Origin of the sequence: Pseudomonas sp. NFACC05-1 (assembly GCF_900100135.1) — a bacterium.
In the GTDB taxonomy this organism is placed as follows: Bacteria; Pseudomonadota; Gammaproteobacteria; order Pseudomonadales; family Pseudomonadaceae; genus Aquipseudomonas; species Aquipseudomonas fluorescens_Q.
The window spans coordinates 1-22,250 of record NZ_FMTR01000008.1 but is presented as its reverse complement, the minus strand read 5'-3'; the positions used below and the strand labels follow the sequence as shown (position 1 = coordinate 22,250).

Annotated in this window: 18 protein-coding genes and 1 pseudogene; 10 read left to right on the top strand and 9 right to left on the bottom strand. The window is 59.7% G+C overall.

All coding sequences use genetic code 11. The features are described 5' to 3' along the window. The first annotated feature begins 2 nt into the window (after positions 1-2). The 6 genes from BLO97_RS14290 (at position 3) to BLO97_RS14265 (ending at position 9,680) form a co-directional block, all read left to right on the top strand. A complete protein-coding gene (locus BLO97_RS14290; RefSeq protein ID WP_092346353.1) occupies positions 3-713 on the top strand; it encodes a hypothetical protein in 711 nt (236 codons plus the stop codon). Between the two features lie 20 nt (positions 714-733). Next, complete coding sequence (locus BLO97_RS14285) at positions 734-1,849, top strand: hypothetical protein (protein ID WP_063321280.1); 1,116 nt, start codon at positions 734-736, stop codon at positions 1,847-1,849. A gap of 71 nt (positions 1,850-1,920) precedes the next feature. Next, positions 1,921-2,862 carry an exonuclease/endonuclease/phosphatase family protein gene (locus tag BLO97_RS14280; protein WP_092346351.1) on the top strand — a complete coding sequence of 314 codons (942 nt, stop codon included), beginning with the start codon at positions 1,921-1,923 and terminating at the stop codon, positions 2,860-2,862. Between the two features lie 36 nt (positions 2,863-2,898). Beyond that, complete coding sequence (locus tag BLO97_RS14275) at positions 2,899-6,807, top strand: hypothetical protein (RefSeq protein WP_092346349.1); 3,909 nt, start codon at positions 2,899-2,901, stop codon at positions 6,805-6,807. Between the two features lie 149 nt (positions 6,808-6,956). Further along, complete coding sequence (locus BLO97_RS14270; protein ID WP_072345188.1) at positions 6,957-7,430, top strand: (2Fe-2S)-binding protein; 474 nt, start codon at positions 6,957-6,959, stop codon at positions 7,428-7,430. 12 nt (positions 7,431-7,442) lie between these two features. Continuing rightward, positions 7,443-9,680 (top strand): xanthine dehydrogenase family protein molybdopterin-binding subunit, encoded by a 2,238-nt coding sequence (locus BLO97_RS14265; RefSeq protein WP_092346347.1) that lies wholly within the window; start codon positions 7,443-7,445, stop codon positions 9,678-9,680. 46 nt (positions 9,681-9,726) lie between these two features. On the opposite strand, the gene BLO97_RS14260 is transcribed toward BLO97_RS14265, so the two are convergent. The 6 genes from BLO97_RS14260 to BLO97_RS14235 all read right to left on the bottom strand — a co-directional run bounded on the left by BLO97_RS14260 (position 9,727) and on the right by BLO97_RS14235 (position 15,792). Continuing rightward, positions 9,727-10,635, bottom strand: coding sequence for an AraC family transcriptional regulator (locus tag BLO97_RS14260; RefSeq protein ID WP_072345184.1), 909 nt, complete (start codon positions 10,633-10,635; stop codon positions 9,727-9,729). Between the two features lie 241 nt (positions 10,636-10,876). Further along, complete coding sequence (locus BLO97_RS14255; RefSeq protein ID WP_092224559.1) at positions 10,877-11,623, bottom strand: YkgJ family cysteine cluster protein; 747 nt, start codon at positions 11,621-11,623, stop codon at positions 10,877-10,879. Between the two features lie 227 nt (positions 11,624-11,850). Then, positions 11,851-12,924: an alpha/beta fold hydrolase gene (locus BLO97_RS14250; RefSeq protein WP_092346345.1), complete on the bottom strand. Its 1,074-nt coding sequence runs from the start codon at positions 12,922-12,924 to the stop codon at positions 11,851-11,853. A 60-nt stretch (positions 12,925-12,984) separates the two neighbouring features. Then, positions 12,985-14,355: an epoxide hydrolase family protein gene (locus BLO97_RS14245; RefSeq protein WP_092346343.1), complete on the bottom strand. Its 1,371-nt coding sequence runs from the start codon at positions 14,353-14,355 to the stop codon at positions 12,985-12,987. Between the two features lie 37 nt (positions 14,356-14,392). Further along, complete coding sequence (locus BLO97_RS14240) at positions 14,393-14,650, bottom strand: DUF2790 domain-containing protein (RefSeq protein ID WP_092143548.1); 258 nt, start codon at positions 14,648-14,650, stop codon at positions 14,393-14,395. Positions 14,651-14,829: 179 nt separating this feature from the next. Further along, the gene (locus BLO97_RS14235; RefSeq protein ID WP_092224631.1) at positions 14,830-15,792 is read right to left on the bottom strand and encodes an AraC family transcriptional regulator ligand-binding domain-containing protein; all 963 of its coding nucleotides are present in this window, start codon (positions 15,790-15,792) and stop codon (positions 14,830-14,832) included. Positions 15,793-15,859: 67 nt separating this feature from the next. On the opposite strand from BLO97_RS14235, the gene BLO97_RS14230 reads away from it, so the two are divergent. Together BLO97_RS14230 and BLO97_RS14225 are read left to right on the top strand one after the other, a co-directional pair. After that, a complete protein-coding gene (locus BLO97_RS14230; protein ID WP_092346341.1) occupies positions 15,860-16,714 on the top strand; it encodes a sterol desaturase family protein in 855 nt (284 codons plus the stop codon). Next, positions 16,711-17,304, top strand: a complete 594-nt coding sequence (locus BLO97_RS14225; RefSeq protein ID WP_092346339.1) for an NADPH-dependent FMN reductase — start codon at positions 16,711-16,713, stop codon at positions 17,302-17,304. The genes BLO97_RS14230 and BLO97_RS14225 overlap by 4 nt, the downstream gene beginning before the upstream one ends. Positions 17,305-17,332: 28 nt before the next feature. On the opposite strand, the gene BLO97_RS14220 is transcribed toward BLO97_RS14225, so the two are convergent. Beyond that, positions 17,333-18,844, bottom strand: coding sequence for a methyl-accepting chemotaxis protein (locus BLO97_RS14220; protein ID WP_092346337.1), 1,512 nt, complete (start codon positions 18,842-18,844; stop codon positions 17,333-17,335). 180 nt (positions 18,845-19,024) lie between these two features. On the opposite strand from BLO97_RS14220, the gene BLO97_RS14215 reads away from it, so the two are divergent. Then, positions 19,025-20,173 carry a MalY/PatB family protein gene (locus BLO97_RS14215; protein ID WP_092346335.1) on the top strand — a complete coding sequence of 383 codons (1,149 nt, stop codon included), beginning with the start codon at positions 19,025-19,027 and terminating at the stop codon, positions 20,171-20,173. A 176-nt stretch (positions 20,174-20,349) separates the two neighbouring features. On the opposite strand, the gene BLO97_RS14210 is transcribed toward BLO97_RS14215, so the two are convergent. Continuing rightward, positions 20,350-20,754, bottom strand: a complete 405-nt coding sequence (locus tag BLO97_RS14210) for a VOC family protein (RefSeq protein ID WP_092143562.1) — start codon at positions 20,752-20,754, stop codon at positions 20,350-20,352. Positions 20,755-20,941: 187 nt separating this feature from the next. Here BLO97_RS14210 and BLO97_RS14205 point away from each other — a divergent pair, with 187 nt between their 5' ends. After that, the gene (locus tag BLO97_RS14205; RefSeq protein ID WP_092346333.1) at positions 20,942-21,799 is read left to right on the top strand and encodes an SDR family oxidoreductase; all 858 of its coding nucleotides are present in this window, start codon (positions 20,942-20,944) and stop codon (positions 21,797-21,799) included. 138 nt (positions 21,800-21,937) lie between these two features. Here the strand turns inward: BLO97_RS14205 and BLO97_RS31780 are convergent. Then, positions 21,938-22,250: pseudogene (locus tag BLO97_RS31780) on the bottom strand (IS110 family transposase); the annotation flags it as partial.

The following is a 22,250-nucleotide window of genomic DNA, read 5'->3' as shown; positions in this document are numbered from 1 at the left end:
TCATGTCCGACAGTCAACTCGTCCAATTGCTGGAAAACATGCTATTGACGCCCACCTCCGACTTCTACCTGTCCTCGATTCTCTACAACCCAGACGGTAGCGCCCTGGACCCACTGACCATCGCCGAAGTGGACCTGGGCTCATTCACGATCGAAAAGATTCCGATCGACATCGTTATCAAGAAACTGCATATCCTCGGACTGAGCAACAGCCAGGTGAAGCTCGATAATGGAACCGACCCCGAGATCGTCGTCGACGGCAACACCGTGACCTTCCATGGCAAACAGCCCAATACACAGGATGGGTACCAACGCCCCCCCGCCGTACCCAACCAGATCCAGGCCAATGGCGAATTGCACGTCAACCTGAACCACGTCGACATGCCACCGGGTACTTTCAGCCTGACCATCAACCACGTCGATGACCTGACCGGGGTCTTCAGTGCTACCGAGGCGGTGGATGGACAGCTCGATACCGCAGTCGTCAACTTCAGCGCGTTGTCGGTCAATCCGGTCGTTGGCAATGGCAACATAACGATCGATATCGATCTGGCGACCGTCTTTAAAGCCACCATCAACCAACTGCTCAATGAGGACGCCAACCAGACGAAGCTCATCGCCGCGCTCAACGGCCAGCTCTCCAACCCCGATCTGCTCGCCAGCCTGTCGCAGGTCGCCACCACGGAAGCCCGCAAGGCCTTGGCCACTATCTGATTGAAAAAGGAGTTTCGACCATGTCCACCGACTTCATCGCGGGCCTTTCGCAATCGTTATTGAACAACGCCAGTGAATCCATTTTTCCCACCATCGCGCCCAAGCTGAGCGACACCGCAAACATCCCCGATGCGAACGCGAGTTTGACCTGGAGCGTATCTGCACCACCGACATTCAGTTTGGCCGCCAGCGGTAGCGGTCAAACTTTCATGGTCAGCATGCCGGTGGAGCTGTCCGTGACCGTGGCCGGCGGGGACCCCACCAGCAGCACAGTCGGTGCCAATGCCAGTGCACGGGCCACAGTAGATGGCAACGGTGTGGTGCGTCTATCAGTGACCGATATCAACTTTGTCACCGATGATCCGTTTGTGAACGAAATCCTGGACGCCTTGAAGAGTGATATCGCCAGCCGGGTGAACAGCCTGATATCCGCCATCGCCATACCGCTGGGGCCCGTCAACGGTATCACCTTTGCCGGATACGCCCTGTTGATCGATGGCGGTAACGCCTATGCGGCCGGCGGATTGTTCTCGCCGGTGGCGATCAGCCAAAAGCAACCGCCATCCAATGGCGGCTTCAACCTGGTACTCACCGAGCCGCTGATCCAACAGGTCGTCGCCAATCTGTGGTGGAGCACAGTACAGAAGACCTATTCGGCCAGCGGTGCCGTCGTGCATCTCAACAGTTACAGCGCTTCGGTCAACAACGGTAACCTGACGCTGACGCTCAACTTGAGCGGTAGCTACAGCTTGGGGCCGGCAGACTGGGATATTTCCATCAGCCCAGTCACCGCGACGCTGCAGGTGGTGGTGGATGCGCAACGTAACATCCGTATAAGCGGCGGCAGTGTTTCTCGCCCATCGGTCAACATCACGCCCTCCAATTTCTGGGCGTGGATGGCGACGTTGGGCGGTGGTGTGATCTCCTCCATTACCCTGGCGATCCTCAACGATGTGGTAGGAGGCCAGATCCAGGAAACGATCCAAGGCCAGTTGGCCCAGACCCTGCTGCAAATACCGGATCTGAGCGGCAATTTCGAAGGTTTCACTCTGCAGGTGACGCCTGAGAATCTGAACATCACAGGCGTGGGCAATCAGATCCTGCTGACAGGTACCGCCAGCGTCACCGCCAGCTGAACGATACCCCGGCGGAACCAGCGTTGACACCGCCGGGATACCGAAATCGCCCTCACATGGAGTGAACGTCCATGCCGGAAATTGCCGATTACATGTCATGGAATATTGAAAGCCTGTCCTCGAAGAAATGCGCCAAGGACGTCTTTCGCAACGTCAACGTCGCGGCCTGGATCGCCGTGCTGATCGACGAGATGCAGGCCAACGTCATCGGCGTCATGGAAGTGACGCTCGGCACGGGTGAGCAAGCGGTGCAAGTGCTGGTCCAGGCCATCAATGATCGCAAGAAGCTTGTAGGCTCAGGCAGCAAGTGGAAATACGAGGTGTCGCAGCGAAATATTGAAGTCGCCCATACGTTCGCCCGGCGCGCCGACAAGTACGCGTTGCTTTGGGACGATGCAAACGTCAGCGTCAGCAACATGGCCGTCGCCACCAGCACCAAGGTGATTTTCGCTGACCGTAATCCATTGTTCTGGAACATGCAGGCCAGAACCGCAGGCAAGCCCAAGGAACTCAACTGCCTGCTCTGGCATGCCCCCCAACCCAAGTATCACAAGAAAGATGCGACCATCCAGTTGCTGGCAGATCTCAGCGAAGAGATCGAGATCAACACGGGCAACACGGCCTTTTTGATCTCTGGCGACTTCAACTACAACACAGCCAATGCCGCTACCTATGCGCCTCTGACCAGCCTGAAGTTCTCCGGTATATTCGACGGCGAAAAAACTACCCTTACCTCGTTGAAATCGTTCGTCAATGACATCGCCAATCGCCAGAAAATGATCCAGAAAGGCGATGTTGACGACGCCTTTTTGGCAAGCGCCTACGACAACATATTCATCCGTGGCATCACCTCCAATTGGGAACTCAAGGTCTGCGTTCCCAACGTCGTCCTCCAGGAAATCATGGACAGCTTCACCTTCATGATCGTCACCCGCATGCAGCTGCAACTGGCAATGAAGAATGCCAAGATCATCAGCGACCACATGCCTATCGTCATGACTCTCGAAGAATAACCCCAGCGAACTTCGCTCTCTGATGAAGAAATGGCCATGGATATCCAAACGCTTCGCGAGAACCTCAAGATAGGGCTGGACGGGACGACAACCATCGTTGCCAGTACGGTGACCACGGCAAAATTCGCCGACTTTTACGGGCGCATTTTCGACCGTCAACCGCTGACCATTTCCAATGCGAGCATCGGTCCCGACGACGCCGGCAATACAGTGCAGCGCGTCGGCACCGCCTCGCTTTTTCGCCAAGTGGCTAACGCTCCCGTAACAGCCACGTTTGTGCTCGACCCGCAAAGCGGCGACGTCACTGTCCAGTTGATGTTCACTTTGATTGGCACAGGACGAAACTGGAAATTTTCCGACAGTTTCCCGGATCTGCCCGTCAGCTTCGACTTCAGTTCCAGTGTCACCGCTCCCCAGACGTCGGCGCTGGACGATCTCACGCTGACCTCGGCATGGTTCTATGCATTGACCGATGCCACCGTCGTTGATATCGACTTGGGCTCCACCAAGACGCCAGTGTCGCTGGACGCAGGGCTCGGTTTCGCCGGCATCGTTGAGCTTAGAGGCGTACTGCTGGCGCTGGAACATCTGCTGGACGTCAACGACCGCTTCGCGATCGGCGGAAACATCGTCGAACCCTCCGTGCAGGCGTCGCCGCTGCGCGAGATCGTTAACAATTTTCCATGGAAAGAACAAAACTCACCGCCGGGCATCAGCCTGTTCGTGGACCTGGGACTGGACGTTTCCATTTCCGAAAAGCTTGCGCTTACCCAGACGATCTTCTCGATCTACAGTCCTTTGAGTGCGAAATGGTGGATGGCCAACCCCAGCTATGAGCCATTCATGGCGATCAGTGGTGCGCTGACGATACCCAGTGCCGGCCTGACCGTTGAGCTGTCATCGAAGATTCCCAAAGGCACTCGCAAGCTGGTGATCACCGGAGAATTCAGCGGTTTCACTCTGAGCAATCTGGCGGACCTGCTGGACCTGGCGGGCACCTCGACGCTAATCGACTACCTGCCGGGGCCACTGCAAGACGCCCTGCATGATGCCGGCAAGCTGCAGTTGCTGGACGCGGCGATCGCGCTGACGGGGTCGGGCATCGGCCTTAGCGTCGACTATGTCTACCTGACCGTTGGTATCCCGGACGCTCAATGGAAACTGCTGGGCGATGAGTTTCTGCTCGAATCCATATCCGTTGAGTTCCATGTCACCCTGCCTTTTATCAAGCCTGCACCGGGTGCTTCGATAAATGCGTTGTTCCTGATCGGTAATGCCGCCCAAGTAAACGTTAGCGCCGGCTATCCTGATTTCTTCATTGCCGGCGAACTGGAGGACGCGGTTACGCTGCCGCTGCAGGCGCTGGTCACGCGGTACCTGCCGTCGATCCAGCCACCGGCCGATCTGACGATCGACATGCTGTCGGTCAACATCGATAACCAGGCCGGCTACAACTTTTACACCGAAATGGCCGACTCCCCAGGGTGGGTCATTCCACTGGGCCCGCACAACCTGGCCATCGAGGACATTCAATTCGGCTTGTCAAAAGGGCTCGGAGCGAACGCCAAGACCTCGGCTCAGTTTGCCGGCGGGCTGGTCTTCGACGACAACCTGACGCTGGCCATGTCTTACGATCCCACTCAGGGGCTAGCGTTGCGGGGTGCCCTGTCCCAAGTCACGTTGAACGGGCTGATCGGCTGGCTATGCAACGCCAAGGATGTACTGCCCAGTGGGCTTGGCGACTTGACGTTTACCGACTCGACGTTGTTGATCACCAAGAACGAGGATCAATTCAAGCTTTCGTTCGGAACCCAGGTTGCCAACGCCGGCTCGCTGGCCTTCGAACTCCTGGACCAACAAGGCACCTGGGGCTTTGCTCTGGGCCTGGACTTGTCCCTGTGCAAGCTGTCGGCGCTGCCAGGACTTGCTTCCATCCAGGCGTTCCTGGATATCTTTCCCATTGCCGGCGAGCAGGTGGTGATCGTTTCCACGCTGAAGAAGTCGGATTTCACCTTTCCGGCTTTGGACCTATTTCAAAATCCGCAGATCAAGTCAAAACAGATCACTATTCCGGCCTGGTCAGGTGGACTGCAGGAAGGCTTCTACTTTTACGCGCAGACCCAATTGAAGCAAAACAGGATCCTGCAAAACCTGGCCAGGATGCTGTCCATTTCGCCAGACACTAACCTGAATGCGGGGATATTCATTGGCACCGATGCCGGCACCCAGGCACGGCTTTTCGCAAATATCAGCACGGTGATCAATCGTTCGGTAACGCTCAGCGGGGCCTTGGGCGTTCAGATACAGGCCGAACAGGTTGAGTTCTATCTGACCGCCACCGCTCGCGCCACCCTCGAGTCGCAACCGGTGCGCTTCGATGTCAGCTTGGCAGTCGTGGAAAACGGCGCATTCGTATCGGGCGACATGGTGGTTGAAAACGATAACGGCACCCTCGACTTCTCGGTATTCAAGCTCAAGAGCTTGGCGTTCGAGCTTGGCATTTCCTTCGAAGGCGAACCTTCGATCGGATTTGCCGCCGAACTGGATATAGCCGACATCGATAGCGCCTTGGCGGTGTTCATCGACACCGTGCAACCTAGCCAGTCAATGGTTGCCGGCGCTGTCAGCGACCTCAGCCTGGCCAAGGTCTTTGACGAGTTGACCGGTGCTACTGCCTCGGACTTGCCCGGTTTCCTGCGCGATGTACTCACCCAGATAGCGGTGGGTCGATTGCACAGCTTCGACAGTGACTGGCAGACCTACCACGATGCCCTGAACCATTACGACCTGGCCAAAATTCGTGAAATGTTCGCCGCCGGTGGCGTTGACCTGCCCGCGGATAGTGGCCAGATCCAATTGATTGTGAACACGCCGGACCAGATTTGGTACCTGCTCGATCTTTCCACGATGTACCACTACGAAATGCAGCGTAACGGGGGGCAGATCTCGGTGTCCCTGGAGGCCCAACTGTACGTCGTGCCTCAGCCAGTCAGCATCGCCACATTGACGTTCCCACAGGGCTTCCACATTTTTGCCGATATCCAGTTTCTGTGGATCCGAGAACAGATCAAGGTCGAGGTCATGCCCCAAAAAGGCATAGCCTTCAATGTCGAAATGGCGCCAATCGTCATCGGCAATGACAAGCTGTTCAAGCTCACGGGTGCCCAGGGCTCGGGCGGCCCTAGCGTGCTGCTATGCACCTTCTCGGACGCCACTAACCCGCAACCGTCCTATCGAACGCCCGCATTCATGATCTCCGGTGAAGCTTATCTACTGGGTATCGGCCCGCAAATCGATATCGATATTCGAGCTGACCATTGTCACTTTGAACTCAAGGACACCACCCTCGGTGGCTCGACCTTCAACCTACAGGCCGATATCGACGGTATCGACTCAATCAACGCACAAGGTTCGGCCAGCGTCGGTATTAACGAGTCCATCGATCTTGGACCACTCGGCACGCTGAGCATCGACGACACCATCAATGCCGACCTGGCCTTCGGCACCACAGGCCAGGGAATATTTGCCAACGCCTCGTTCAGCTTCACCTTGGCCAGCAGCACGCATGACATCGCCAGCTTCGACCTGGATGTCGACATCGGTCCTCTGGAAAATCTCCCAGGCATCCTGCTGGAGAAGATCAAACAGTTCTTTGTCGGATTGTTCCAAGACGCGAAGAAATGGTTGGAATACGTCTATCAGGGCATCCTGAAGGGCATTGAAGGGATCGAGCAAATCGGCAAGATCCTCAGAGACACCTTCAAACTTGCGTGGAAGCAGGCCGCCATCTTCCTCCAGGCTGTGGGCTATGCGGCCGAGGACGTGGAGAAGATGTTGATTGCAGTCTTCGACAAAACCGTCGAAGAAGCGCAGGAAATCGTCGACTTCCTGTACAACAGCATCAAGAATTGCGCGATGAAGAGCGGCTTGCTGGCCGTTGCATGAGAAATGCTACCGAAGGCCATTGGTAGCTCTTTCATGGCGCTCCAGTCAATTTGCAAGATTAGGCAATCATCCGCCCGGATCGTGCAATCGCTCCCAAACATAGCTTTCTATAGTTAACCAGAGCCAAACCATCCGGAGCTGGTACCCCTATGAGCGCCCTCAACATCAATGGCCGTGAATACACGGTCGACGTAGACCCAAGCACCCCGATTCTTTGGACCTTGCGCGACACGCTGGGCATGACCGGCACCAAGTTCGGCTGCGGCGCGGCGTTGTGTGGCGCTTGCACCGTGCACCTGGATGGCCAGGCCATTCGTTCCTGCGTGACGCCCATTGCCGCCGCCGAAGGCAAGAAAATCACCACCATCGAAGCGGCAACCAACGGCAGCGATCCGGTCGGTAGCGCCGTGCACGATGCATGGGTCAAGCATGATGTGGCGCAATGTGGCTACTGCCAGAGCGGCCAGATCATGAGCGCGACCGCTTTCCTCAAGGCCCAACCCAAGGGCAAGCAGCCCACGGCCGCCGAGATCGACTCGGCGATGGCCGGCAACATCTGCCGCTGTGGCACCTACGCCCGTATCCGCGCCGCGGTGGCTGATGCCGCCAAAGCCCTTGCCTGATCGGAGCAGACCATGTTGAACGAGATCTTTCCGAACGAGCGCCCTCGCGCCTTGCAACTCCTGCTTGAACGCGACGAGGCTGACAGCCCCGCTACGCTGCCGCGCCGCAGTTTTCTCAAGATCGTCGGCATCGGCGGGCTGGCCTTGGGGGCGTTTCCACACCTGGCCCTGGCGCAAGAGACCAGTGGCGCCGCTGTGCCACTCAAGCCGAGCCAGCAACCCTCGGCATTCGTGCAAATCGCGCCCAGCGGCGAAGTGACGGTGACCATCAACCGCCTGGAATTCGGCCAAGGCGTGCAGACCGGCTTGCCGATGATTCTTGCCGAAGAACTCGATGCCGACTGGAGCCTGGTACGCAGTCGCAACGGCAACAGTGACGCCGCCTACATGGACCCGAATTTCGGCATTCACCTGACCGGCGGTTCCAACTCGATCAAGAACAGCTATACCCAGTACCGCGAACTCGGCGCCCGTGCCCGCGCCATGTTGCTGAGTGCCGCCGCCGCGCGCTGGAACGTGGACGTGGCGAGCCTGAGTACCCAGGCCGGCACGGTCCTCGGCCCGGCAGGCCGTAAAGCCAGCTACGGCGAACTGGCCGAAGCCGCGATGGCGATGCCGGTGCCCGAGCAGATCACGCTCAAGGATCCCAAGGATTTCCGCATCATCGGCCAGGCCACGACACGCATCGACGCCAAGGCCAAGAGCAGCGGCCAGCAGGATTTTGGCATCGACATGCATCTGCCGGGGCAGCTCACCGCCGTTGTCGCCCGCCCTCCGGTGTTCGGCGCCAAAATCGCCTCCCTGGATGACAGCGCGGCACGTGCCACGAAAGGGGTAAAAGCCGTGTTGCGCGTACCCCTGGACGGCGGTGCCGAAGGTGTTGCGGTGGTCGCCGACAGTTACTGGCAGGCAAAGCTGGCACGCGATGCGCTGAAGGTGGAGTGGGATGCGAGCGCTGTAGAAAAAGTGGACAGTGAGAAACAATTGGCTCAATACCGGGAACTGGCCAACCAGCCCGGCCCACTGCACTTTGATGCCGACATGACGCCACTTGCTAGCGCGCCGCATCAACTGGACGCCGAGTTCGTGTTTCCCTACCTCGCCCACGCCCCGATGGAGCCCCTCAATTGCACCGTGCAGCTCGCCGCGGATGGCGCTCAACTGTGGGTCGGTACACAGTTCCCCGGCGGTGACGGTGCCGCGGCGGCCAAGGTGCTTGGCCTCAAGCCAGAGCAGATCCAAGTGAACGTGCAGACCGCCGGCGGTGGTTTTGGCCGGCGCGGCGTGCCCACCAACGATTTCGTCGTACTGGCTTGCGAGGTCGCCAAGGCCGCGCGCACCGCCGGGGTCAACGCCCCTATCCGCACCCTTTGGAGCCGGGAGGACGACATCAAGGGCGGTTACTATCGGCCCATGCACCTGCACCGTGCGCGCATCGGTTTTGACGACAGCGGCAAGGTGCTCGCCTGGGACCACGCGCTGGTGGGCCAATCGATCATCACCGGCACCGTGTTTGGCGGGCGAGTGAAAAACGGCATCGACCCGACCGCCACGGAAGGCCTGCGTAATCCGTATCCGCTGCCCATGCGGCTGACGGTTCATCACCCCAAGCTCAACGTGCCCGTGCTGTGGTGGCGCAGCGTGGGCTCCACCCATACGGCGTTTGTGATGGAAACGCTGATCGACGAGATCGCCCGCACGACCAAGCAGGATCCAGTGGCCTACCGGATGAAGCTGTTTGGCGACCAGAGCCCACGCCATCGCGAGGCGCTGCAATTGGCCGTGGACAAGAGTGCGTATGGCAAGCGCCAGTTGCCGGCGGGCCATGCCTGGGGCGTGGCGGTCCACGAGTCGTTCAGCTCGGTGGTGGCCTACGTCGTCGAAGCCTCGGTGCAGGACGGTCGTCCGGTGCTGCATAACGTGACGGCCGGTGTGCACTGCAACCTGGCGGTCAACCCTCGCAGTGTCGAGGCCCAGGTCCAAGGCGCGGCGCTGATGGGATTGTCGATGTGCCTGCCAGGTGGCGCGATCACGCTGAAAGATGGCGTGGTGCAACAAAGCAATTTTGCTGACTTCAGCGTGCCGCGCATTACCGACATGCCGACATTTGCCGTCCACATCGTGCCCAGCGCCGAGCCTCCTACGGGGATGGGTGAACCCGGCCTGCCGGCACTGGCCCCCGCTTTTGCCAACGCGGTGGCGAGCCTGACGGGTAAACCGTTGCGTGAGTTACCTTTCAAATTGGCGTGACAGGCGTGTGAGGCTGTCTGGCCGCAACGCCAGACAAGCCTCACGATCACAAGCGAATGCGCTTGATGTCCCGCTGCGGTGGCGCGCCGAACAGGCGGCTGTATTCACGGCTGAACTGCGAGGCACTTTCATAGCCAACCAAGCCCCCTGCACTGCTCGCATCGACATTCTGGCTCAACATCAACTGCCGAGCGGCTTGTAGCCGCAGCTGCTTCTGGTATTGCAACGGACTCATTCCGGTCACGGTGCGAAAATGCTGGCGAAACGTGGATGGACTCATGTGCGCTTGTGCCGCCAGATCGTCCATACGTAACGCCTGGCGAAAATTCAGTTTCAGCCAGGCAACCGTCTTGGCGATGTGCTGGCTGGGTGACCCGGCAGCGATCACATGCAGCAACTGTGGCGCGTGGGCACCGCTCAACAGGCGCGCGATGATCTCTTCCTTGATCAGCGGAGCGACTGTCTCAAGCAGCGACGGTTCCTCCAGCAGGTCTATCAAGCGTCGCAGGGCGTCCAGCACCCTGGTATCCAGCGCTTGTACGGTAACCGGTCGAAACGCGTCGTCCCTCATGCGTTGTGACAACTGCATGCGCTCGGCCACTTGCATCACCATCGTGCTGTCGAATCTCAGCATCATGCCCAGGAACGGCTTGGCGACGCTGGCTTGGGAGATGTGGGAAATGACCGGCAGATCCACGCAGGTCACCATCGACTGGCCCGGCGCGTAAGTCAGTATCTCGTCCCCGAGCATGGCTTGCTTGCGGCCCTGCAAGGTCACGCCGAGACCCAGGCCATAGATGCAGTGCGTCGGCGCGGTGATCGCGTTGCGCCGATGCAGGCTCAAGCCGGCAATGGCGGTGATCTGGTCGCCCTCGCTGGGCACAAGCTGGCTGACCGAACCGGCCAGGCGACTGATGTCGCTGACGCCCTGGTCGCAGTTGAAGTCGGTGTGCACATTTCACTCCTTGGAAACATCGGACCCACGGCTTGGTGATGCGAACACTGTTCGCCATCACCGTAAGTCGTTGATCAATATGGACGCAGTATGCTGGGTCGGCGGTTCGAGTCGCTTGCCTGATTGACGCAATTTCTTACTCGATTTAACGATCCCTAGCTCGCATCAGTCACCTCGGGCCAGAAATGACAATATGATTCAGGAGTTTTGGGGGGCACAAAGTGATGGTTGGGCTGGGTGCCTAAAGATTCTGGAAGATGTAGCCGGTTGACCGTTGATCATCCAGCGCGACACCCACTTGCAGCAGGCGTTGGGCCAGGGCCGGCGTTTCGACCCGCACTTTCCAATCCAGGCCTGTCGGTGCCACGGGGGCGCGATCGTAGCGAATGATCGCTTCAGTCAACTGCGCCCGATCAGGCAAGTACACCGCCAACGCGTTGCCCTTCCAGGCGGCGACGTTCATGCCCATCGCTTCACACAGCGCAATCTTGGCCTGGGCATCGTCCCTGTCCGCCTGGCGGGAGCGTTCGATCTGATCGGCCAGGATCGGATCGACAATGCGGTCGCTGAACAAGACCTCGCCCGTCTCCCAGACCTCAGGCGGACAGACCTTGTCGGCAGGACGCAAGGCAATGAGCGGATTGATTTCCATCGGATAGATTCGACAGACCAGCGGCCGCTCTTCATAGATGCCGCAACGACCATCGTCGCCGAGATTGCGGCACTGCGTCAGCGCATTGCCCGCCAGTACCGCAACGACTCGAATCTGGGCATCGCCACTGGTGACGGCCACGGCCCGTTGGGCGCTGTGGGCGAATTGCCTAGGCTCGGAAGGCCAGGTTGACTCATCGAACGCCTCCAGTATGACCGCCACCTCATGTCCGCGGTGTAGCCACTGCCTTGCCTCATCCAACGTCAGTGGAATCAGCCGCCCCTTGCAGCAGATGCCGCAGCCGTTGCAGGCAAAGCGGATCGTGTTGTTTTCCATATCAAGCACTCGCACACGTGTTTTCGATGGCCTACAGAAGTCCCCGCCACTCGGATACAGCTGTGGCAGGGCCTCAGGGCCGCGAGAGTATGTGGAGCGAAACGCCTATCCGGTTGCCGGATTCGCCGGCATGTTTGCCTGATCCAAGGTGATTTCAGGTATCAGCCTTTGGGAGGCGAACCCGTTGTTTCGGGTTCCCCTTCACTTCAGATGCCGGGAACGCGGCTTCACTGGAGGTGATCGGCGTCGATCACGGCCTGGGCGAACGCCCGCGGTGCTTCTTGCGGCAAGTTGTGGCCGACACCGCCATCGATCAGGCGATGTTCGTATTGGCCAGTGAAACGCTTGGCATAGGCTTCGGCGGGCGGATGAGGAGCGCCATTGGCATCACCCTCCAAGGTGATGGTCGGCACGCTGATCGACGGGAACGTCGCCAGTTTCTTTTCCAGGGCATCGTATTTGGCCTCGCCCTTGACCAGGCCCAGGCGCCAGCGATAGTTGAAGATTGAAACGGCGACATGATCGGGGTTCTGCAAAGCGGCGGCACTGCGCTCATACGTTGCGTCATCGAAGTTCCACTTGGGCGACGCCAGTTTCCAGATCAGTTTGGCGAAGTCGTGGGTGTTTTTCTCGTAACCGAGGCGGCCGCGCTCGGTCGCAAAGTAGAACTGATACCACCACTGCAGTTCGGCGGCCGGTGGTAGCGGTGTCTTGCCGGCCTCCTGGCTGCCGATCAGGTAGCCACTCACCGCCACCAGCGCCTTCACCCGCTCCGGCCAAAGGGCCGCGACAATGTCGGCGGTGCGTGCGCCCCAGTCATAACCGCCGAGCACGGCCTGCTTGATCCTCAGCGCGTCCATGAAATCAATCAGATCGTTTGCCAGTGCAGAAGGCTGGCCGTTGCGCAGGGTCTTGGCCGACAGGAAGCGCGTGTCGCCATAACCACGGGCGTACGGAATCAGCACGCGATAGCCCTTCTCTGCCAGCGCTGGCGCCACATCCGCGTAGCTGTGAATGTCATAGGGCCAACCATGCAGCAGGATGACCACCGGCCCATCGGCGGGACCGACCTCGGCATAGGAAACGTCCAACAGGCCAGCCTTGACGTGCTTCAGCGGGCCGAACGAGGTGTGACTGCCCGGTGTAATGGCGCCGATGGTGCTGGCAGGTATATCGGCGGCGTTAGCCTGCGACGAAGCGAAGCCCAAGGCGCCCAATTGCATCATCGCGAACACCAGAAGGGCTGGGGTGAACAAGCGACCATGGCGCGCTGCGGATGGGTGGTTCAGAGTCGTGTCCATGTGAATCTCTCTTACGAATGGCGGGTGAGCGGCTCCCGGTTCTGAGCCGCCAGGAAAGGTTTAATAAGCGGTCTGGGCGACGGTGTTTTTCGCGGCGCTACGCAATGGCCGGAATGCCTCGCGCAACTCTTCGCTGAACAATTGCGGCTGCTCCCAGGCAGCGAAATGGCCGCCCTTGCTGACTTCGTTGAAGTAGGACAGCGATGGGTAGGCGCGCTGGGCCCAGGTTTTTGGTGCACGGTAGATTTCGTGGGGGAACACGGTGATCGCTACCGGGACCTTGATGTCAGCGGTTTTTTGCGCCACCGCACTGAAGTTATTGTTGTTGTTCTCCCAATAGAAACGGGAGGACGATGCGCCGGTGTCGGTCAGCCAGTACAGGCTGATGTCGTCGAGCATTTCATCGCGACTGAGCACACGCTCAGGCTTGCCTTCGCTGTCAGTCCAGGCGGCAAATTTCTCGTACATCCATGCCGCTGTGCCCGAGGGCGAATCTGCCAGCAGGTAACCGATGGTCTGCGGCCGGGTCACCATCATTGCGCCGTAGGCTGCATTGCGGCCGAAGAAGCTGCTCAGCGAGTTGTAGGCAGTGCGTTCTGGAGCGCTCAACCCGGCCGGTGCCGGTTCGCCGCTGGTGATCGGCTTCACCAGCTCCGGCGGCACGGTCGCCGGCATGTTCAAATGGATACCCAGCAAACCGGGCGGCGCCAGGCGGCCCAAGGCGTCGGAGATGACCGACCCATGATCACCGCCCTGGGACACGTAATGGGTGTAGCCGAGGCGTTTCATCAGCACGTCCCAGGCCTTGGCCACGCGGTCCGGGCCCCAGCCCAACTCGGTCGGCTTGCCGGAAAAGCCGTGACCTGGAATCGACGGAATCACGACGTCGAAAGAGTCCTCGGCACGCCCCCCGTAGGCGGTTGGATCGGTCAACGGGCCGATGGTCTTGAGGAACTCGAATTGCGAACCCGGCCAGCCATGGGTAAGGATCAGCGGCATGGCGTTGGGATTGCGCGAACGCACATGAATGAACTGGATGTCGACACCATCGATCGTGGTGATGAACTCGGGCAATGCATTGAGCCTGGCCTCGGCCTTGCGCCAGTCATAACCGTTGCCCCAATACTTCACCAAGTCCTGTACCTGGGCCAGTTGCACGCCCTGGGAAACGTCATTGACGGTTTCCTTGTCCGGCCAACGGGCGTCGGCAATGCGCTTGCGCAGTTCGGCCAGCTTCGCGTCATCGACATGGATGCGGTATGGGCGGATGGCCTCGGATTGAGACGATTGAACCGTACTGGCTGGCGCGACCGCGGCGGTGGCCGCCCAGGCTCCCGGGCTGGCAGCGAGCAGTGCGAGACTGAGCGCACTGCCCCTGGCGGTGTGAACCAGGCAACGGTGCCAGGCGCAAACGGATGAAATTGCAAGCATGATGACTCTCCTTGAGTGAGTGGCCCACGGACCTGGATCAATTGTCCTGAGCGCAGTCCTGGGCGACGGCGTCGTAGTCCAGTGCCTGGATCTGGCCGGCCGAGTCCAAATAGGTCATGCGTGTCTCCACGACGCCGCAGCCCGAGCCTTGCTTGACCGAAAGCACCTTGGCGACATCCAGGTGGTCGCCATACATGTAGGTGTGAGGCTTGATGCTGTCTTGGGCATTGGCCACGACAGCGCCAAGGCTCAATGCGGCAAACAGGGAAGCGATGCCGAGGTTTTTCCAGTTCATGATGTTATCTCCGACGTGGGGTGAGCCAGTGAGACGGCTGGGGCTGTCTCGGTGGGCTCATTTGACGTCGGCCAGGTATCGCGCATGTGTCAGCGACGGCCTTGAATGAAATCGTCCGTATCAACAATGGCCTTGGATACACAGAGATACATTCGTATCGGGAGGGCTCGCTGATTGCCTTACTTCACCGCACGCCATCTGCTTCGTGCATGCAGGTACGCGGTCGTATCGCTGTAACCCAGCTGAGCGGCAATCTGCGCCGGGGATTCGCCCTGCATTTCCAAAAGCAACTCCAGTTCGCCGCGAACCTGGTCGAGCAACTGCCTGAAGGTCGTGCCTTGTTCCTCAAGGCGCCTGCGCAAGGTTCTCGGCGTCTGGTGCAGTGCTTGCGCCAGATCGACCAGCGTTGGCGTTTCGCCTTTGGCCAATGATCGCCGAACACCGTCGGCCAGCCTGGCCGACCAGCCGGTGAAACTGCGGTGCGCGGCGACCCGGCGGTCGAGTTCCTGGGTCAACAGCTCCAACATGCCGTGATGACGCGTCTGCATCGGCAGGCGTGCGCTTGGGGCATCGAAATAGAAACGGTTGTCCGGGCAGTCGAACTCGATACGGTCTCCAAACCATTGGCTGTACTGTTGGTAATACGAGGGCCGCGAATGGGCGAATCTGGCGAGAATCGGCTGTATGTCCTGTCCCGTTCCTCGCCGTAATTGCGTAACGGCCATTACGCCATAGTGCTCTACGACGTACCGCGCCAAATCCCCCGGCGCATCGACACTCAACTCGACGCCCAGGCCGTTTTCGTCATTGAGCAAGCGCACCGTGTCCGTATCCGAGGCGAGCGCGGCGTAGCGTGCCCAAAGCTGCATGGCCGACAAGACGTCAGGGCTGTACAGGCAAAGATAAGCCAGGACGTGCCAGTCCTGAGGCGTAAATAGCTCAAACAGTTTCAAGCCGATCGCCGGATCGACGCGCGCCGCTTCGCGCCAGAGCTGATCCAGCTCGATCAGGTTGTAGTCTTTTTGCCTCCCGCCAGCGTGACTGTCCAGGAAGCGCTCCAGCACCTGGCCCAATTTGCCCCGGTGAAAGCGTTGGGGTGAACGATTGACCGCTTCTCGCTCGATTCTGTCCGTTTCGCGCATTGGGAGGGCTGACTCGCTGGCTTCTAATGAAATGGCATTGCCCGCTGGGGCCTTAATCGAGAGTGCCATGAATACAACAATGCTCGCCAATAATCCTTCTGTCGTCGTGGCCGGGATATTCCTCGCCTTCATTTTGCTGGAACTTGCTTGCTCGGCCTTGCGCCAGTCATCGGGCGGCAGGCGTGATGTACTGATTGAAGTCATCGGCTCCGGGATCCTGGTTGCAATCACCTTCCCCGCCGTCATGTGGCTGAGCGGCAAGTTGCTCAGCCTGGTTGCCCCGCAGATGAAGGACGCGCTGGTGGCGATCCCCTGGGCCGCCGGGTTCGTGTTGTTCCTGTTGCTGGACGACATGACTCAATACTGGTGGCATCGCCTGACTCACCGGGTTCCCGCCCTCTATGCGTTGCATCGCGCCCATCATTCCGCGCCCTACATGAGTGTCCGGATCGTTTACCGCAACAACAGTTTTTATTACCTGCTCATGCCCGGGATCTGGCTGTCCGGCATGCTGATCTACCTGGGCCTCGCGCCGGTCTACTACGTTTACCTGATCATCAAGATGACTGTTATTTTCGCGGCGCACAGCAGTGTTGCATGGGATGACAAGCTTTATGGGGTTCGTGGTTTGCGGCCCGTGGTCTGGCTTCTGGAGCGGATAATTTCCACCCCATCCACCCACTCTGCCCACCATGGCTTGACGGCCGAGGACGGTGTCACGCATTACAAAGGCAACTTCGGCAACCTGTTGTTTCTATGGGATGTGCTGTTCGGGACGGCAAAAATCACGCGCCGACGCCCTCCAGCCTACGGAATCGAGCACCTGTCACCGATCAGTTGGCAAGAGGAATTGTTCTGGCCCGTCGTGCGCTCACGCCGTACCGCGCCCAAGGCCAGCGCACAACCGGAGGTGACGCAATGAGCCGCCACATCGTTGTGCTGTCGGGTTCCAACCGCGGGGACAGTCAGTCGCTCAAAGTGGCGCGTTATCTGCGCCAGCGACTGACGGATCTCAACCTGTGCGACGCCAGCGACTTGATTGACCTGGCCGCCTGCCGATTGCCGCTTTGGCCGGAAAAAGACTGCGATGAGGTGTGGCGTGCCCAACAATCGATCCTTGCCAAAGCGACAGCACTGATCGTGATCAGCCCGGAGTGGAATGGCATGGCCTGCCCCGCGCTGAAGAACTTCTTCCTCTATGCCGGGACCAAGGAGCTCGGGCACAAACCCGCGCTGTTGGTGGGCGTCTCGGCTGGACTTGGCGGCGCCTATCCCATCGCCGAGCTGCGTGCGTCGAGCTACAAGAATTGCCGGATTATGTATTTGCCGGAACAGCTGATCATTCGGCAGGTGGAGTCGATGCTCAACGGCCAGGAGCCGGCCCACGAAGACGACAATCGCATTCGGGGGCGGGCTGATTGGGCGTTGCGCATGCTCTGCCAGTACGAAGTTGCGTTTCGCGAGATACGGCTGACCCTCGAACATCCTCCGGCGTTTGCTACCGGTATGTAGGCGCGGTGGTCACTGCAGATCCTGCCGCTCAGAGCGTCCCGGCTTTGCCATGAAACGCTTGCCCCAACACCGCCAAACGCTCTGCCAACGGCGGCAAGCACTGACTGCTGCGAGTCAGGATGCCAATGTTGTCGGCGTTGCGCTCAGCCACGGCCTGGACGCTCTGCAAGCGCTCATTGATCCCCATCGACGCCTTGGATTGTTCCTGGGTGGTAGTGGCGATCAGGTCGTTGAAATGGTTGATCACTGCGATGTCTTCCACCACGGCGTGGAGCAGTTGTGAAGCGAGTTGGCTGGCGGACACGCAGCGCGCCACTCCATCCCGGCTGTCTTGCATGGCGACAGCGGCCTGGCGGCTGCCCTGCTGCAGCTTGGCGATGATCTGCTGGATTTGCGTGGTGGACATCGAGGTCTTTTGGGACAGGGTCCGGACTTCGTCGGCCACCACCGCGAAACCACGGCCCTGCTCGCCGGCCCGAGCGGCTTCGATGGCCGCGTTGAGGGCCAGCAGGTTGGTTTGTTCGGCGATACCATTGATCACATCCAGCACCTGGCCGATCTGTTGCGCCTGTTCAGCCAGGACTTGCACGGTTTCGTTGGTCAGGTTGATGCGCCCGGCCAGCTCGACGATCTCTTCTCGGGTCTGGTCAACCGTGCTGCGCCCGCGGTTGACCTGCTCGTTGGCCTGGCCGGCACGCTGCAAGGTCTGGTCGACATGGCCGGCGATGTTCTCCATGGCCTGGACCAGATGGCTGATCGCTCCGCTCATCTGCGCCACTTCATCGAGTTGGTGGCGGGCGCCGGTTTCCAGGGTCTGGCCGACTTGGGACAGGTCCTGGCCCAGGTCCGAGAGGTTTCGGGTGTCGCGCACCACGCCGTCCACCAGTTGGGTGACCTGCTGGAGGAAATGATCGAAACGCTCGCTCGACGAGACCTTGACGCCCTCGTTGTGCTGCCTGCCAGCGTCGTTGCTCAATTGCGCGGCCGCCACCAGAACCTTATCGAGCACATCCTGGTTTTCCGTGGCGTCGGCCAGGCTCTGGTTCGCCAGGTAAATCAGGATCACACTTTCCACTACCACGTAGAACGCGTGGAGAAAGACCATCGACCAGCCACCGTGGGTATCCATCACGAACACCGGATAACCCTGGTGTTGGAGCCAGTGAAAACCGAGGTGATGAACCGCAATGGTGGCGGCGGCCACGACAATCGGCAGCCAGTCACGGTAGAACGTCAACACGGCCAGCAGCACGAAGATCCCGAAGTGGAATTCGATCACACCCTGGGTCTGGTTGATGTGCAATGCCGCCATGACCATCAACGCCACCGCGATAACACAGCGCATGGCCCGAGTGCCCACCAGGACGCGATAAAGCGCGGTGCTCGCCACGCAGGTTGTCGCTCCGACCAGCAGCGCCTGGGTAAACGTCGAGTGCAGGAATGCCAGGCTCAGGGAATACAACAACGTGAGCCAAAGCAGCCCCAACATGATGCGATCGGCTCTACGGTGGTGATCGTTAAAGCGCACGGGCGATGTCATGGGGGTCGTCCTTTTCAAAGGCCTGGAGGGTCCGTTACCAATGCCGTTCACGTCTTGGGGGCGTTTCGACAGTGAACTGTAACTGATTATCATCAGTTGGTGGCACTACGCCACCAAGCTTTTCTCATTGGCCTTTGCTTTATGATGTTCGCCATCTCATGACTGACTGATGGAACCCCCATGACTTTCGATTTCGACACGGTATTGGAACGCCACGGCACCGGCAGTACCAAATGGAGCCGCTACCCGGCCGATGTGTTGCCGATGTGGGTCGCCGATATGGACTTCCCCGCCCCACCCGTGATCATCGACGCGCTGCACAAGCGCCTGGAACATCCGATGCTGGGCTACAGCGTGGCCCAGGACGATCTGCGCGCCGCCGTCGTGGCCGATCTGTGGAGCAAGTACGCCTGGCGCGTCGAGCCCCAGCAGATTGTGTTCCTGCCGGGTGTCGAGCCGGGCTTCAACATGGCTCTGCATGCCTTGGTAGCGCCCCAGCAGAATGTCGTGGTGCAGGTGCCCAACTACCCGCCGCTGCGCAACGCCCCAGGTCACTGGCAGTTGAACAAAGTGGAATTGCCATTCCACCCGGTCAACGGTGAATTCCACACGCCATTGGCTGCGTTGCGCGAGGCCTTGCAGGGCGGTGGCGCGCTGTTGCTGAGCAATCCTCACAACCCGTTGGGCAAGGTGTTTGACCGCCAGGAACTCAAGGCCGTGGCAGACATCTGCCTGGAGCAGGACGCCTGGATCATCTCCGACGAAATCCATGCCGAACTGTGCTTCGACGGCCGTGTGCACATTCCAACCGCCTCCCTCAGCCCGGAGATTGCCGAGCGCACCATCACCCTGATGTCCGCCAGCAAGGCCTTCAATATCGCCGGGTTGAAGACCTCGTTCGCCATTATCCAGAACACCAAGCTGCGCGAACGGGTCAACAGCGCCCGGGCCGGCATGGTCGACAGCGTCAATGCCCTGGGCCTTGAAGCGACCCGTGCGGCCTATAGCGAAGCCGGTCCGTGGCTAGAGGCCCTGAAGGCGTACCTGCAAGCCAACCGCGATTACCTGGTCGATGCAGTGAACACTCGCCTGCCGGACATCACCATGACCGTACCCCAGGGCACTTACCTGGCTTGGCTGGATTGCTCCGGGTTGGGACTGGATGACCCGCAGGGCTTCTTCCTGAAAGAAGCCAAGGTGGGGCTGAGTGCCGGCCTGGATTTTGGCGACGACGCCGGTCAGTTCGTGCGCTTGAACTTCGGCTGCCCGCGGGCGCTGCTGGAGGAAGGGATCACGCGGATGGAGCGCAGCCTGAAGGCCAGGGGCTGATCCAAAGACCAACGCCCCCCTGTGGTGAGGGGATTTATCCCCGCTGGGCTGCGAAGCAGCCCCAATAAACAGCACATGAAGTCAACCTGACACAACGAGTGATCTGTTTTTAGGGCCGCTTCGCAGCCCAGCGGGGATAAATCCCCTCGCCACAATAGTCATCTGCCACAATCGCTTTATTCATGCATATCCGGCGCATGGACAAAGCACAGCTTGTTGCCCTCCGGATCGCGGCAATAGGCCCCGAAATAGCCTTCGCAATACTGCGGCCTCGGGCCGGGAGCGCCTTCGTCAGAGCCGCCCATGGCAATCGCCTGCTCCCAGGCAGCGCGCACGGTTTGCGGGGAGTCCGCGGCGAAGCTCACTTGCATGCCATTGCCCCACGTAGCGGGCAGGCCATTGAAAGGCAACTGGACGAAAACCTGGGGCCAATGCTTGCCGGGCTGACGCCAGCCTTCTCCCGGCGGGCCCGAATCATTTTCGCCCTCGATACGCTCCAGCCCCAGGCAGCCGAGGACTGCGTCATAAAAAGCGACCATTGTCGGCAGGTCGCGCGCGCCGATCTGTATGTGGCTGAACATTGCCCTGCTCCTTAAACGACACCTGTACTCACATTGGAGAATACAGGCCCGTCCAATGTTCGCCAGGCCCCTCTATTCGCCGACGAAACACGCCTTATTACGCTCATCGACTGGCCGGACAATTCGACCGAACTCTGCCCGAAAACCCAAAGTCCACCCTCCATCGCAACCCACCTGGAGAACGACGATGGTCGACTACCCTTTCCCGCCTTTCCCTAAACAAAGCCAGCCGGTGCCCGGCAGCCAGCGCAAAATGGACCCTTACCCGGACTGCGGCGAACAGAGCTACACCGGCTCCGGACGATTGGCGAACAAAATCGCCCTGATCACCGGCGCCGACAGCGGCATAGGTCGTGCCGTGGCCATTGCCTTCGCCCGTGAAGGTGCGGATGTGGCGATTGCCTACCTGGACGAGCATGAAGACGCCCGGGAAACCGCACGCTGGGTCGAGCAGGCCGGGCGCCAATGCCTATTGCTGCCCGGTGATCTGGCGGACAAAGGCTTGTGCCGCAAGATCGTCGATGAAACCGTCGCCCGCTTCGGGCATATCGACGTCCTGGTCAACAACGCCGCGTTCCAGATGACCCACGAAAACCTGGAGGATATTCCCGACGAAGAATGGGTGCGTACGTTCGATATCAACATCACCGCGATGTTCAGGATCTGCCAGGCCGCCGTGCCGCACATGAAGCCGGGTGGCTCGATCATCAACACCAGCTCGGTCAACTCCGACATGCCCAAGCCGACGCTGCTGGCCTATGCCACCACCAAGGGCGCCATTGCCAACTTCACCGGCGGCTTGGCGCAAATGCTCGGCCCCAAGGGCATCCGTGTGAACAGCGTGGCACCCGGACCGATCTGGACGCCGCTGATCGTGGCGACCATGCCCGAGGAAGAAGTACAGAATTTCGGTTCCCAGACACCCCTTGGCCGCCCTGGCCAGCCGGTTGAAGTGGCGCCGATCTATGTGCTGCTGGCCTCGGACGAAGCCAGCTACATTTCCGGAACCCGTTATGGGATTACCGGGGGCAAGCCGATGCTCTGATCAAGGTTGAGACTGCTTTTGTGGCGAGGGGATTTATCCCCGCTAGGCTGCGAAGCAGCCCTAAAAAGCTCACCTGGTATATCAGGCTGATCCCGAGTGTTGGCCTATTGGGGCTGCTTCACGCTCTGAGCTCTTCCGTCAACATGCTTTCGTTGCCTCCGGTGCTCTTATCAAAGGCGAGTCGTGGCGGGCCAAGGCTTGTAAATAGACGCTCTCGTCATACTGGGATCCAGCATTCCAGCACCGATAAACGATCCTGATCCATTTAAAAGCCAGTGCCCTCAGGGCTGCTTGATGAGAGCAGCCTTTGGCCTTCTGCTGGCGATAGTACGCCCCTGCCCATACCGATTGATTGATGCTGTGGGCAGCCCACTCGACAAATGTCTGGCGCAAAAAGGTTGAACATTGATAGCGCCAGCGAACGATTTTCTTCTTGCCACTGCGCTCGGTA